The sequence below is a fragment of the Acinetobacter sp. NIPH 2699 genome, assembly GCF_022549355.1.
GTDB lineage: Bacteria > Pseudomonadota > Gammaproteobacteria > Pseudomonadales > Moraxellaceae > Acinetobacter.
On sequence record NZ_JAKZGL010000001.1, the window covers coordinates 135,233 to 148,119 of the forward strand.

The window sequence follows — 12,887 nt, forward strand, 5'->3', positions numbered from 1 at the left end:
TATAATTCAGTTACTTACAGTACAAATTAAAACAGACTTTTTTTAGTTATGTTTATATCTTAAATACTTCACAAAGTTTACAAACAGCTCATGCTTTTCATAAAAACAATTCAGCTTTCAAAAAAGAAGTTTATTCAAAATCGGATAGTCTTGCTGTTTGATGCCTCTACTACTTCGCCATGTCTTTATCCGTTCCTCTATTCCTTAACTGCTTTAAGATTTCAAAGTTTTGCTACGCAACAATCTGATATGCTCGCAATAAAGCTTTGGTATGAATTCTGGTTTTTAAAATATTCAACTTTGTTCTGTGAGTCATTTTTTTCTTCTGGATACACACCTGAAGTCTATGTGCATGAAATAGATAATTTTATTGTTTTTCTAGAAAATAATAAAAAATTAGAAATGAATTTGATTCGACTTAGATCAAATACTGATGTCAATTATAAGACTATTACACAACGTCTGAGGTCTGTAATTAAGTTCTTTGTTTTTCTCTTGGATGAGTATTGGAATATTAGAAATCAGGATCTTACGATTAAAGAAATAACGAGCCATAGGAAAAAAATAGATAGATTCTTATTAAATAAAAAAAAGATATTTGGAAAGTTTTTTAAACGAAGATTAACTGTAAAAAATACTATAAATCATAGCTTTAAAAGCTTAAGCAATGAGATGGTTGCTAATCTTTATGAAGTAATTCGGCCAGATCAAAAAAACAAAACTAATCCTAACAATCCTTTTTCAACTCAACCACATCAGCTTCGTAATTTCTTAATCATACATCTCATGCTGAATTACGGATTGAGAGTTGGTGAGCTAATGTTATTGACAGAGAAATCAATTAAAAAATCAATTAATTCTGATTCTTATAGCCTTATAGTTACAAATACTGATGATGAAAATGATACTAGGATGAGAAAGCCAAGTATTAAAAATGAACAGTCATATAGAGTTATAAAGTTGAATCAAAAGGATTATAATTTTTTAGTTATGTATATCAATTACATAAGGAGTTGTGGTGAATCTGATATCTTGTTTACATCTTTGAAACCACCCTACTCCCCATTAAGTTACTCTGCAATTAATATAATTTTTAACAAAATTGATAAGGTCTTCAGGTACTTACATCCTATATATTTTGATAACAATAAGGTTGATTCTATCCACAAAATCACGCCTCATGTTTGCCGACATACCTGGGCTTATATCACATTAGCTTTTGCAATAAAAAAGTATCAAGCTAAAGGTCTAATCGACAATGACGAAAATATGCAACAAGCCCAAGAAGATCTGCGTGTATTAGGTGGTTGGAGTGCTAATAGCATAATGCCAAGCTATTACGCTAAACGCTTTATTGTAGATAGTGCAAACCTCTTAAATTTAAAACGTATATCTGAAGAATTATTGGAATGATAAAAAATGGTGCAATTTGACCTTTTTACAGAACAGGAATTTCATCCTGTTTCAATTTTTAATGAGAAACAGCTGACAGCCCTTCAAAGTATAGATAAAAAATTACCTAAGATTGTCAAATTTTTAACTGCTGATAAATTTGATGATAAATTTATAATTTCAACAGATAACACTTGGCATTTCTATTATTCTGGAACAAAAGAAAAAATAGATTTTTCAGCTCTTTATGAAAGTGAGATTATATTAGCTAAATTTTTCCTTATAATGTATATTCAAAAGAATACACCATCTAATTTGAGTAATATATTTTATTCTTTTCGATTCTTAATTAAATATTTAAAAAAAAATAAGTTGGTTTTTAGTTATGAAAATTTAAAAAAAACATTGATTGAATTTGCAAAAGAAGAAAAAAATTATAACAAATATTCTCATACTAAATTTTTATTGAAACTCTTAATAGTAGAAGACTTTCCGCATTTTGACATTGATGATGATTTTGAACTAGAGTTTATTCCTAGACCTAAGTCTTTTAATTCAAAATTATTCTATCAAGAATATGAGGATTGTATTGATTATGCTCTTATCTCTATGATTCAACAGGGTTTTTCTAAGTTAATTAAGGAAATAAAGGAATCTAAAAAAAACATAACTAATCAAACACTTCTATACTCCTCAATACTAGGATTGGTGTATGTAACAGGACTGAGACCTGTACAATTAGCTAAATTATCGGTAGAAAATCTTAAAATAGATACGACTCGTGAAATAGATAATTTTCAGCGCTATAGCATACTTATCCCTTATGCAAAGCAAGCAAGATATGTACATGAAAAAATATCTGTAAAATTACCAGAGGAAATTGCTGAAATTATTTTCGCCTATATTAAAAGATTTAAGTTAAAACCAAATGATAAGCTATTTGATCTAGGCGAAAATTCTGCTCGTTTCTGTTCAACGGCTATTAATACACAGTTATTTGATTTTGCTCCTGAAAAATACAGAGATGCTGTTCATGCAGGTGAAATGATAAGACAAAAGTACTCTTATTCTGATTTTAGGCATCATATTGGATATAGCCTAGCGATGGCGGGATCTTCAGCTGAAGAAATAGCATATATCTTAGGCCATTCTTCTGTTGTAACCGCAAGGCATTATATTTTTTCTACGCCAGAATTAGCACAAATTAGAGCACAGGCGCTTGGCAAAAATTCTTTATACAGACAAATGATCGCTATGCTCCTCACAGGAAGACTAGTTTATAAGAAAGATTGGAACCAAAAAAAGGTTTTAGGTAATGTTGGTAGTACAATTCATTACGATATTGGTGGGTGCTCTTATGTAGAAAAGTGTTTATTCCAGCCTGTACGGAATTGTTACGGTTGTATGTATTTTCATCCCTTTATCGATGCTAATCACAGCAAAGTTTTAGAGGATATTCAAAACGAAATTAATGATTTAATTAAGTTGTCTGATGGTATAGGTGTATCTAGGAATCCATTGATTAGAGTTCATGAATCAACTAAATTTGAAATTGAATCCGTAATTGCTCGTTGTGCAATACACAAGGGTAACATTTATGAATCTTGAAAAATATAAAAGTTTTATAGAAGAACAGAAAAAATTTTTTGAAGAAAATATCAAACCAAATTTCAAATGGTTATGGAGTGATACCGAATGGGCTGGAGGTACTATCGGTTCAGGCTGGTTACTTTCACGTAGTGGAAAAACACACTTTTCATTTCAAACAGCGAAAAGAATGAAAGGCATTGAAGACCTTTCAATAGATGTAACATACCAAGAGTTCATTAAAGCCATAATGGTTCTCAGTTATAGAAAAGCTAATTCAAAAACTTCACCACAAAAATTATATGCCGAAGTTCTGGTGCTCAAGCGTTGGTATAGTGAATTATGTAAAACTAATCCCGTGAACACTCACCCCTGCTTCTTGTCCACATTAACTTTAGATAACTCATTTAAAGTACTGGCTGAAAACTCGAGCAAAGCAAACCTTCCTGATCATGCTGGTACGTATCTTAGATTACAAGAAATGCTAAATCACTATGCTTTTACCGAAAACACATTGGAATTCTCTCAAAAATATCTATATATAAATGCAAGAAATAGGACCCCAAATGCCAAGAAAACAAAAGCATTAATAGACCAGTTGGAATTAGATGAGAATGATATTGATAAGGAAAAGCTCATTTCTATCCGTACATTTATCAATATTGCCTCACTAATAAATTTATGCGAAAGAAATAGCGAGAAAATCATTCTTAACTTTTTATTATTGCTTATAGTTACGGGTTTGAGATCAACAGAAGTACTTCTTTTAAAAACAGATGCATTGATTAAACAGCCTTTACTAGATCCAATAACTCAAGAACACTTAACTTTAGATGGTATCAAACAATATACATTAGGGATTCAATATCATGGAGCAAAAGGTGCTGGATTTAGAGTACATTGGGTTGAGCCACTCGCTATAAGTCTTGTTGAAACAATTTTTCAATCAGTTATAGAGCTAACAAAAGAGCCTAGAGAGCATCTTCAATATATTAGATCAAAAAATTGCTCTGATTTTTTACCCAAGGTAATTGATGAGATTAGAGAGGATTTTATCGAGCTAGACGATTTTGTGGGTTCAATTTTTAATATTGCAATTCATAAAAAAACCAGAAGCTACATTACTACGGCTGCTAAGAATATTCCAATTTTTAAAGAAGTTTATATCAAAAAATACAACAAAACTGATAAGTATTATTTAAAGAAAGACATAAATGAATTTATAAAAAATATAGCAAATTATGATTCTGAGTTTCCAATAGATCATGTATTTAACTATGAAGGAAGAATAGAAAAAATTTCTTTTGAAGATTTACTTTTTATTCATGAATTTAAATCAACTTCATTAAAAAGATTTTTTAGCTTTAAAGCTAATGTAATTCCTTTTCAAACGACAAATATAAATAGTTTTTTAGGCGGTACTGAAAGCCTGTCAATATTTCAGAAGTATAATTTACTAGAAAATGATAAAGAATATTCTAGGTTAGGCTCTCATATTCCTCGGCATAATATTAATACTTTTTTGGCCCTCAGTGGTTTGTCTGAACATTTGCAAGCCATGCTTATGGGACGTGTTGATATAAAGCAAAATCAATATTATCATCATCTAGCTTTAAAGCAACGTAAAATAGCAACAAGTGTTTTAGAAAAATATCAACTAGAAAGTTATAGAAAAAATACTCAAGAAGTCAAAATAGAACCTCCAGTCGATACCATTAAAAAAGATGGGTTAATGTTTTTTTCAGAGAATTTAGACCTGGAAAACAATATCAAAATGAATTTACAGTCTTTTGATTCAAAGAATGAAGTTGCTAATTACATTAAAAAATCATTCTTTGATGAATACTTTGAAGACATCACTCAATCGTTCAATGAATTAACGAAGACTAATGAAAAAGATGCAGATGAGTTAGTCCAGCGTCATGCAAATTTACATCCCTTACCTTTTGGCGGCTGTATGCGTGAAATAGCAGTCCATGATTGCCCTAAACGTCTATCCTGTCAATCAGGTGATCAATGTGGAAACTTTGCATTGACTGGTCGTAAAGGAGAATTACAAGCCTTGCAGCATACGTTAGATAAATTACTTGGCGAATTTTCACATATAGAGAAAATAATAGTTCATGATCAATCTTATAGCGAAATGCTTGAGGATTTACGTCAAAAAATACTTTTTTTAAGTGACTTAAAGACAAAAGCACTTGATAGACAGAATAGTTTAACTCCTATTCCTATTTTTCCATATGGTGATACGATTACTAAATTACCAACAACCTTAAGTGAACTATTCGCTATAGAACAGCAAAAAATTGAAACTAAGGAAGCTTGATATGTTACGTGGTAAACAATTGGATGAAGTTATCGAACAAGAATTACAAATGATGTTGGTTGAAGGTTTTGAGAAATCCCCTATTTCACATAAAGTTCTTCATAGTCGCTTAACAGCTAAGGGGTATATATCAGGTGGGTTAAGTACTTTAAGTTCAGCTGAACGCAAGAAGCTCATATCTCTGTATGTATCTGAGCAGATTTCGCCACTGTACCTGAAGACTAAAGAGCAGCAACTTTATGTGAATAAAAAGACAAGACAGGCTCTTACTGATACCAATAAAAATTTACGCATACAGATTGATGATTTGGAATCACAACTTCATCAGAATACAGAAACACTTATAAATATTATCGAAGAAGTAAAACTAAGAACAAACTTAAAAGTAGATCATCTTTTGGCACCACATTTGTTGAAGAAATATTTAGAAAATAAATAATATATTTGGTGAATGACGTTGTTCAATGACACACTAAAAGTCTATTTGAATATGAACTAAACCAACAAAGGCTGAAGATGTTTTCTAAAATAGATGTGTGTAACAAAGCCAATTTATTACAAATAATGAAAATCTCAAGCTTATTTTTTGTTTTCTATTCTAGTTAATTTTTGAGCTTCATATGTTTGAATAGATTGCTTCAGTTCTAAAATTGAAAGGTACAGCTGATCCTTAAAGCCTATTTTTTTCATGAATGCCCTGCAATCAGAATTAGGACATTCTATTTCTAAAAACTCATAATCAAATTTTTCACCAAATAAGCATAAATATTTAAGAAAGGCTGTTCCATGTCCTTTATTTCTATGATGAAATGATAGTCGGGCAACAATAATATATTTGCTGTTAGCCTTCTTATAACCATGCTCTCCAAATCGAATATAAAATTCATTAGGTTTCCCAATTGATGACCTCCCTGCAAAAAAACTTGTGAAACATTTAGTTTTTCCGTCCAACTGCCTTATAGTAAAATGAGTTTTTTTCTTTGAGTATTTAAGCCTATCAACAAGGAAGCTTTCCAGAGTTTCTGAAATAGCATTCCGTTCAGTATCATCATTCACAATATTATTATTCATAATACAATAAGTCCTTTCTTTATATCTTGTTTATGATACTGATGTCTTCTTCTAGAATTATGCTTCCAGCTCTTTGCAACTTTATAGACATCGGGTACAGCCGAGATACGTGTAAAAATAGGACAAATAAAATTTGTCAATAGTTTAATCGGGATTTATGGTTGTTTTTTCGATTTTTTTAATTCATTAGCTTTGGCTAATACTTTAGCTAATATTCGTTTCACACCATCTTTTTCAACGTAACGAGGAACTTCTGGCTGCATGCCTATTTCTACAAAGAATTTCCAAACACTATCTTGATCATATTGATTCACCCCAGCGGCAATGCAAAGCTCATCGAATGGGCTACTTTTCCCTGTAAAAGCAATAATTTCATCAACACGCAGGTTTGTATTAAGAATCACTTCTTTTTGCTGAGCACCAATCTTAATAAATGTTGCAGCCTCTTTACCAGACTTTTGAATGTATGCATTAACCGCATTCATAAAATTTGTGGACTCGTACAATGAGGCAATGTTGAGAATTACTTCGCTTGGATTTGGAGTATGCTTAAAAATAACAGCTGTCACGGCATCATCACGCCAAAATCCTTTAAAAAATTCTGCATATTTTTTATCTAAAGTCCAGCTAGTAGCACCATCACTGATTTCCGAATCCATGAATAAAGGGTTAATATCACTAGGTAGTAAATAACGTTTGCGATAGCAAGGAGCCGAAACTATTCGGTATTTTTGAGGAAGTTTTATTGCTTGCAATTCAAGTTTTTTAGCAATATCTTCACGTAAAGCTTGGTTTTCTTTCCATCCTCGTTGCCACTCTCCAAGGGTATCTAAAAATGTATCTGAAAAGTAATCCACAGCCATTTATCCAACATTATCATCGAAATAAGTATAAATATACTGCATAAAACAATTCTACTCTTTTAAATTAACCTTTTGTTTTTCAGTCAACATGAATTGTAACTGTGTAAACATTGATTGTTGTGTTTCAAATTTAATTTTACTCTCGGTCAAATCCTTTTCAAGTCCTTTCGCATGTTGATCTAAGATATTTTTCTCTTTAGTAATTTCGCTTAACTGTATCTCCAATTTTTGGATAGTTTCCTGATGGCTTTTTAATCCAGATAACAATGATATTTCATGCTGTTTAACTTGCTCTAATTGCTTACCTAGATCATCAATGGACTTTTCACATTTCTTATTACTCTCATTTGAAATTGATAATTCTGTTGTTAGCTTCGTATTTTCCACAGTAAATTCATTTAACTTATCTTGTTTTACAACAATCGTTTGCTGTAATTGACGTATTTCTGCCTGTAACAATTGAACTTGATGATCATATCTACGTAAATTCTGCTGACGTTGTTCTTTAACAGACTCTCTATAGTGGTCTAAAGACTGTTGAGCATGTTTAAATTTTTCTTCTAAACTACATAGGTATTCTTTATTTTGTTTCAATGACTCATTTATATTAACAACCTGTTGCTCCAGGCGATTTTTAGCAATTATTTCCTGATCTAAGGATATTTTTAATATCTCATTTATTCTCTGTTGTTCGTTAACGGTAGTATCACGTTCTTGAAGAGCTACTTTTGTTTGATTTAATTCATTACGTAAGACTTTTATTTCTTCCTTAAATCTTTCCTCATTGATTTGGTTGATTTCTTTAACTTTTTCTATGTCAGCATTAGCTTCAATATGGAGTTGTTCAGCCAAACGTATAGTTAAATTTTGTATGGTCTCACTGATAGAACGATTTTGGCCAATACCCTGCTCTTCATCTTCTTCGAGTTCTTTCAAGTATTTATGGATTGTACTTTTTGAACCAGTATTACCAAGTTCAATTCGAACAGCATCTACAGATGGATACTTATTTTGAGAGATAAGTACATCTCTTGCCTGCTTAACCATATTTTTAGTTAAACCTGATCTAGACATCATCAAATCCTTTTTAATTAATCGTACTGTATTATGTATTACATAATAACATACTAAAATTATTGTTATATTGACAATCTTGTATCAAAAATCTGACACAGGATAATAGAACATTATCCTGTGTTATGGTGTGATATGCTGATTTTGCTGTTTAGTTAGTTACATATGACAGTAAGAAAAATTGGTGCTTTTAATTCAGTCACTCACTGTGGATAAATTGATATGGACAAAATTGATTTCTACTTACAGGCTTCCATCAGAGAGAACACACAGAAAAGTTATGCCAATGCAATTCAACACTATGAATTTGAATGGCAGGGACTTTTACCTGCAACCGCAGATCATATTGCCCACTATTTAACTGATTATGCTGGTATTTTATCTCTTAATACACTTAAACAAAGGCTTGCTGCCTTATCTCAATGGCATATAGAACAAGGTTTTCCTGACCCAACTAAAGCACCTATTGTTAAAAAAGTCTTAAAAGGAATTAAAACAGTTCATCCAGTTCAGGAAAAACAAGCGAAGCCTTTACAACTTAACCAATTAAAACAAACAGTGGACTATCTTGATCAGGTTATTGAACAGTCTAAAAATTCGGGAGAACGTGCAAAGCATCTTCGCTATACTCGTAATAAGGTATTATTGTTGCTAGGGTTTTGGCGTGGATTTCGTGGAGATGAACTTACTAGACTAGAGGTAAAAAATATTGAAATTCACCCTGAAAGCTTACGTTGCTATTTAGCTAAAACAAAAGGGAATAGAACATTAAATGGGCAGTATTTTCAAGTACCAGCATTAAGCCAGCTCTGTCCTGTTCAAGCCTATTCAGATTGGATAAAAGTGAGTGAATTGAATTCTGGAATGGTATTTAGATCAATTAATCGTTGGGGACAGCTTTCGACTAATGCCCTGCATATTGATAGTTTAATTCCGCTTATTCGAAACATTTTCTCTGAAGCTGATGTTGAATCGGCAGAATTATATAGTGCTCATTCTTTACGTCGTGGTTTTGCTAACTGGGCAACCTCTAATGGCTGGGATATTAAGGATCTCATGCAATATGTAGGTTGGAAAAACATTAATTCAGCCTTACGGTATATTGAAAGCTCTCAAAGATTTCAAGATATAAATATTTAGATTAGTTGGAATATATAGGGATATACTCCAACGCATTAAAATTAGAATGAATAAGCCACTTTCAATAAAAGTTTAAAGAAGCCAGCAACAACAAGTAAACTTAAAAAACCGCCCAGCCAAAGTACAATAAACCATTGGGTTTGAGAAAGTTTCATGGCTTTACTCCTTTAGTGATAACCATCACCGACTTTAACTTTATCCCGAAATACCCAATAGGACATCGCAGTATAGGTAATGATAATTGGGATAAGAATTAACGCACCAATCAACGAAAATAGCTGGCTTTGATACGGTGCTGCGGCATCCCAGATAGTCACTGAGGGTGGAATAATGTAGGGGAACAGACTAATGAGGAAACCTGTGTAGGCTAAAAAGACCAGACCAAACATATACATCAAGGGTGCAAACTCATGTCGTTGTTTACAGGCACGAATTACCAGAAAACTCAACAATAAAACCAGTATTGGTACAGGGCTAAAATAAAACAGTTGCGGTAAGCTAAACCAGCGTTCAGCAATGACTGGATGTGCCAGTGGCGTATAGAGACTGACCCCAGCAAAAATCACCAATAATGCTACCACCAGTTTAGGCATCAGTTGATAAAGTTGCTGTTGCAACTGAGATTCAGTTTTTAAAATCAACCAGCCACAGCCCAGAGCAGCATATACAACCACCACGCCAATACCTGTAAATAAAGAGAATGGGGTTAGCCAATCCAGCCCACCGCCAGCATAACGACCATCTATAATTTTGATGCCCTGAATATATGCACCTAAAATCACGCCCTGTAAAAAACTGGAAAATATCGACCCACCAATAAACGCCTGATCCCATAAGTGTTTGGTACGATTTGCCTTAAAACGAAACTCAAAGGCAACTCCTCGAAAAATCAGGGCAATCACCATGAGGATAATGGGTAAATACAGTGCAGACAAGACGGCCGAATAGACCATAGGAAAGGCGGCAAATAATCCCGCTCCACCAAGTACCATCCATGTTTCATTACCATCCCAGACAGGTGCAACGGTATTCATCATCACATCCCTTTCCTGTTGGTCTTTGACAAAAGGAAAGAGAATTCCAATACCTAAATCAAATCCATCAAGTACCACATAGGCCAGTACACCCAAACCAATAATGGCAACCCAGATTAAAGATAAATCCATCATGATGTCCCCTTATCTTGTTCTTCAAGTGATTCATTGATCGCACTCAGTGGACGCATTGGGGTTTTAAAATGACCAACACCCCCGATTTCACCTACCTGACTATGAATAAACTCTGGACCTTTGTGCATGATTTTTAGCATGTAGTAAATTCCAACACCAAACACAATGCAGTACACCACGACAAAGATAATCAGGGTTAAACCCACCTGCTCGGCTGATACAGGAGAAAGCGCATCTTTGGTTCGCATAATGCCATAGACAATCCATGGCTGCCGTCCAACTTCGGTAGTAAACCAACCTGCCAGCAAGGCAATAAAACCAGAAGGAGTCATAATAAGTGCAAAACGATGAAACCATTTTTGCTCATAGAGTTTGCCTGTTTTTCTAAGCCAGACACTGGCGAATGCCATCAGCAGCATTAACATGCCAAGCCCCACCATAATACGGAAACTCCAAAATACAATGGTCGAGTTTGGACGATCTTCAGGGGCAAAGTCTTTTAACCCTGTGACAGTTCCATCCATTGAATGAGTCAGAATTAAACTACCTAAATTGGGAATAGCGATGGCATATTTGGTACGTTCTTCCTGCATGTCAGGCAGTCCAAATAAATAAAGTGGCATTCCCTCCTCATGATTAGTTTCCCAATGTCCCTCCATGGCTGCAACTTTGGCAGGCTGATGTTTTAAGGTATTTAAACCGTGAGCATCACCAATAAACACCTGTAACGGGGCTAAAATCAGAATCAGCCACAATCCCATGGAAAAGGATTTTTTAACCAGTTCATCACGACGACCTTTCAGTAAATGCCATGCTGCTGTACCCGTGACCAATAATGCTGCCACAAGAAATGCAGCAATTCCCATATGTGCCAGGCGATAAGGAAATGATGGATTAAAGACAATCGCAAACCAGTCCTGCGGTACAATAATGCCATTTTCGATACTAAAGCCTTGTGGCGTCTGCATCCAGCTATTAGAGGATAGAATCCAGAACATGGAAATACAGGTGCCAATTGCCACCATTAACGTGGCAAAAAAGTGCATGCGAGGACTAACACGCCCCCAGCCAAACAGCATAATCCCCAAGAAACCAGCTTCAAGGAAAAATGCACTTAATACTTCATAGGACAGTAAAGGTCCTGTAATACTGCCTGCAAAATAGGAAAATTCGCTCCAATTCGTACCAAATTGATAACTCATCACCACACCAGACACCACACCCATCCCGAAAGATAAGGCAAAGATTTTTATCCAGAACTTAAATAAATCCTGATAAATCGGGTTTTGGCTACGCAACCATTTCCATTCCAGTACTGCCAAAAAACTTGCCAGACCAATCGAAATAGCAGGGAAAATGATATGGAATGAAACGGTAAAGGCAAACTGTATTCTTGCCAGTTCCAAAGCCGTCAGCCCTAAATTCATAAGACCTCCCAATTGTTATAGAGAGAAGATAATTGGATAAACCACTTTCTAGAAACAACAACTCATTTCGGCTGTTCGCATCCATAAGCACGCATAAAAGTTGTGACAGCGATATTGACCCATTGATCAACCTGTATGGCAGATGGCGCAGCATTTGGATGAGTAAGGCATTGTAGTTGTGGTTCACTTCTAACCAGATTGATAAATAAGCTGGCAGCGGTATCACAACCCAACTCACTTAAATCAACCTCTCCTGATGCTGCTGCATGAGTGAGTTGCTCAGCAATCATGTTAATCATGACCTGTGGACCAGCCAGATAAAATACTCGTGCAAGATTAGGGAATCGTATTCCCTCTGCTATCACCACACGAAAAACTGCAAGTCCCTCAGGTGAAAGCACAATCTTTAAATAAGCATGTGCCAATAAAGTTAAAGTTTCTCTTAATTTGCCAGATTCAAATTGAATATCACGGACAGTATCAGTAAATGTAGTACATTCAGCCTCTATCACAGCGGTAAATAGCATTTCTTTGTTAGGGAAATGTGCATACATTGTTGATTTAGAAACCCCAGCCTCTTGTTGAATCATATCTGTGGTTGCTGCGGCAAAACCATGTGTTAAAAAAACACGTCGTGCTGCCTGAAGAATTTGTAGTGCTTTACCAGTAAATTCATGATTCATCTGCTGCATCAAAGATATCCTAAATATTAAAAGAGCTATCTATAGCATATTGACATCATATCAAACCGAACGGTACACTTCAACCATGCCAGTATTTTGACTAATTCATCTATTTATGTGGATGCATTCATAGTTTTGGAATTTTACCCCAT

At 34.2% G+C, this 12,887-nt stretch carries 12 protein-coding genes; 5 read left to right on the forward strand and 7 right to left on the reverse strand.

The features are described from left to right. The first annotated feature begins 90 nt into the window (after nucleotides 1-90). Genes MMP72_RS00640 through MMP72_RS00655 form a run of 4 tightly spaced genes read left to right on the forward strand, consistent with a single transcriptional unit; the run spans nucleotide 91 to nucleotide 5,747 of the window. Nucleotides 91-1,413: a site-specific integrase gene (locus tag MMP72_RS00640; RefSeq protein WP_241313750.1), complete on the forward strand. Its 1,323-nt coding sequence runs from the start codon at nucleotides 91-93 to the stop codon at nucleotides 1,411-1,413. Nucleotides 1,414-1,419: 6 nt separating this feature from the next. Beyond that, nucleotides 1,420-3,000 (forward strand): site-specific integrase, encoded by a 1,581-nt coding sequence (locus MMP72_RS00645; RefSeq protein ID WP_241313751.1) that lies wholly within the window; start codon nucleotides 1,420-1,422, stop codon nucleotides 2,998-3,000. Continuing rightward, nucleotides 2,990-5,308, forward strand: coding sequence for a hypothetical protein (locus tag MMP72_RS00650; protein WP_241313752.1), 2,319 nt, complete (start codon nucleotides 2,990-2,992; stop codon nucleotides 5,306-5,308). The genes MMP72_RS00645 and MMP72_RS00650 overlap by 11 nt, the downstream gene beginning before the upstream one ends. A gap of 1 nt (nucleotide 5,309) precedes the next feature. After that, complete coding sequence (locus MMP72_RS00655; RefSeq protein WP_159414853.1) at nucleotides 5,310-5,747, forward strand: hypothetical protein; 438 nt, start codon at nucleotides 5,310-5,312, stop codon at nucleotides 5,745-5,747. 140 nt (nucleotides 5,748-5,887) lie between these two features. Here MMP72_RS00655 and MMP72_RS00660 read toward each other — a convergent pair whose 3' ends face one another. The 3 genes from MMP72_RS00660 to MMP72_RS00670 all read right to left on the reverse strand — a co-directional run bounded on the left by MMP72_RS00660 (nucleotide 5,888) and on the right by MMP72_RS00670 (nucleotide 8,316). After that, nucleotides 5,888-6,379 (reverse strand): GNAT family N-acetyltransferase, encoded by a 492-nt coding sequence (locus MMP72_RS00660; protein ID WP_241313753.1) that lies wholly within the window; start codon nucleotides 6,377-6,379, stop codon nucleotides 5,888-5,890. Between the two features lie 155 nt (nucleotides 6,380-6,534). Next, nucleotides 6,535-7,242 (reverse strand): hypothetical protein, encoded by a 708-nt coding sequence (locus tag MMP72_RS00665; RefSeq protein WP_241313754.1) that lies wholly within the window; start codon nucleotides 7,240-7,242, stop codon nucleotides 6,535-6,537. 51 nt (nucleotides 7,243-7,293) lie between these two features. Beyond that, complete coding sequence (locus tag MMP72_RS00670; RefSeq protein WP_241313755.1) at nucleotides 7,294-8,316, reverse strand: DNA-binding protein; 1,023 nt, start codon at nucleotides 8,314-8,316, stop codon at nucleotides 7,294-7,296. Nucleotides 8,317-8,538: 222 nt separating this feature from the next. Between MMP72_RS00670 and MMP72_RS00675 the strand changes: the two genes are divergently transcribed. Next, nucleotides 8,539-9,456: a site-specific integrase gene (locus tag MMP72_RS00675; RefSeq protein ID WP_241313756.1), complete on the forward strand. Its 918-nt coding sequence runs from the start codon at nucleotides 8,539-8,541 to the stop codon at nucleotides 9,454-9,456. Nucleotides 9,457-9,497: 41 nt separating this feature from the next. On the opposite strand, the gene MMP72_RS00680 is transcribed toward MMP72_RS00675, so the two are convergent. The 4 genes from MMP72_RS00680 to MMP72_RS00695 all read right to left on the reverse strand — a co-directional run bounded on the left by MMP72_RS00680 (nucleotide 9,498) and on the right by MMP72_RS00695 (nucleotide 12,744). Continuing rightward, nucleotides 9,498-9,611 carry a DUF2474 domain-containing protein gene (locus tag MMP72_RS00680; RefSeq protein WP_241313757.1) on the reverse strand — a complete coding sequence of 38 codons (114 nt, stop codon included), beginning with the start codon at nucleotides 9,609-9,611 and terminating at the stop codon, nucleotides 9,498-9,500. Nucleotides 9,612-9,623: 12 nt separating this feature from the next. After that, nucleotides 9,624-10,625, reverse strand: coding sequence for a cytochrome d ubiquinol oxidase subunit II (cydB, locus tag MMP72_RS00685; RefSeq protein ID WP_241313758.1), 1,002 nt, complete (start codon nucleotides 10,623-10,625; stop codon nucleotides 9,624-9,626). Continuing rightward, on the reverse strand, nucleotides 10,622-12,052 hold the full coding sequence (locus MMP72_RS00690) for a cytochrome ubiquinol oxidase subunit I (RefSeq protein WP_241313759.1): 1,431 nt from the start codon (nucleotides 12,050-12,052) through the stop codon (nucleotides 10,622-10,624). Before MMP72_RS00690 ends, cydB begins: the two co-directional genes overlap by 4 nt. A 62-nt stretch (nucleotides 12,053-12,114) precedes the next feature. Then, the gene (locus tag MMP72_RS00695; protein ID WP_241313760.1) at nucleotides 12,115-12,744 is read right to left on the reverse strand and encodes a TetR/AcrR family transcriptional regulator; all 630 of its coding nucleotides are present in this window, start codon (nucleotides 12,742-12,744) and stop codon (nucleotides 12,115-12,117) included. Nucleotides 12,745-12,887: the final 143 nt, after the last annotated feature.

Bases quoted from the DNA above. Each gene is read 5' to 3' on its own strand.
- MMP72_RS00680 (WP_241313757.1), bottom strand. From the start codon at position 9,611: ATGAAACTTTCTCAAACCCAATGGTTTATTGTACTTTGGCTGGGCGGT.
- MMP72_RS00645 (WP_241313751.1), top strand. From the start codon at position 1,420: ATGGTGCAATTTGACCTTTTTACAGAACAGGAATTTCATCCTGTTTCA.
- MMP72_RS00670 (WP_241313755.1), bottom strand. From the start codon at position 8,316: ATGTCTAGATCAGGTTTAACTAAAAATATGGTTAAGCAGGCAAGAGAT.
- MMP72_RS00665 (WP_241313754.1), bottom strand. From the start codon at position 7,242: ATGGCTGTGGATTACTTTTCAGATACATTTTTAGATACCCTTGGAGAG.
- MMP72_RS00690 (WP_241313759.1), bottom strand. From the start codon at position 12,052: ATGAATTTAGGGCTGACGGCTTTGGAACTGGCAAGAATACAGTTTGCC.
- MMP72_RS00675 (WP_241313756.1), top strand. From the start codon at position 8,539: ATGGACAAAATTGATTTCTACTTACAGGCTTCCATCAGAGAGAACACA.
- MMP72_RS00655 (WP_159414853.1), top strand. From the start codon at position 5,310: ATGTTACGTGGTAAACAATTGGATGAAGTTATCGAACAAGAATTACAA.
- MMP72_RS00660 (WP_241313753.1), bottom strand. From the start codon at position 6,379: ATGAATAATAATATTGTGAATGATGATACTGAACGGAATGCTATTTCA.
- cydB (WP_241313758.1), bottom strand. From the start codon at position 10,625: ATGATGGATTTATCTTTAATCTGGGTTGCCATTATTGGTTTGGGTGTA.
- MMP72_RS00640 (WP_241313750.1), top strand. From the start codon at position 91: ATGCTTTTCATAAAAACAATTCAGCTTTCAAAAAAGAAGTTTATTCAA.
- MMP72_RS00650 (WP_241313752.1), top strand. From the start codon at position 2,990: ATGAATCTTGAAAAATATAAAAGTTTTATAGAAGAACAGAAAAAATTT.
- MMP72_RS00695 (WP_241313760.1), bottom strand. From the start codon at position 12,744: ATGCAGCAGATGAATCATGAATTTACTGGTAAAGCACTACAAATTCTT.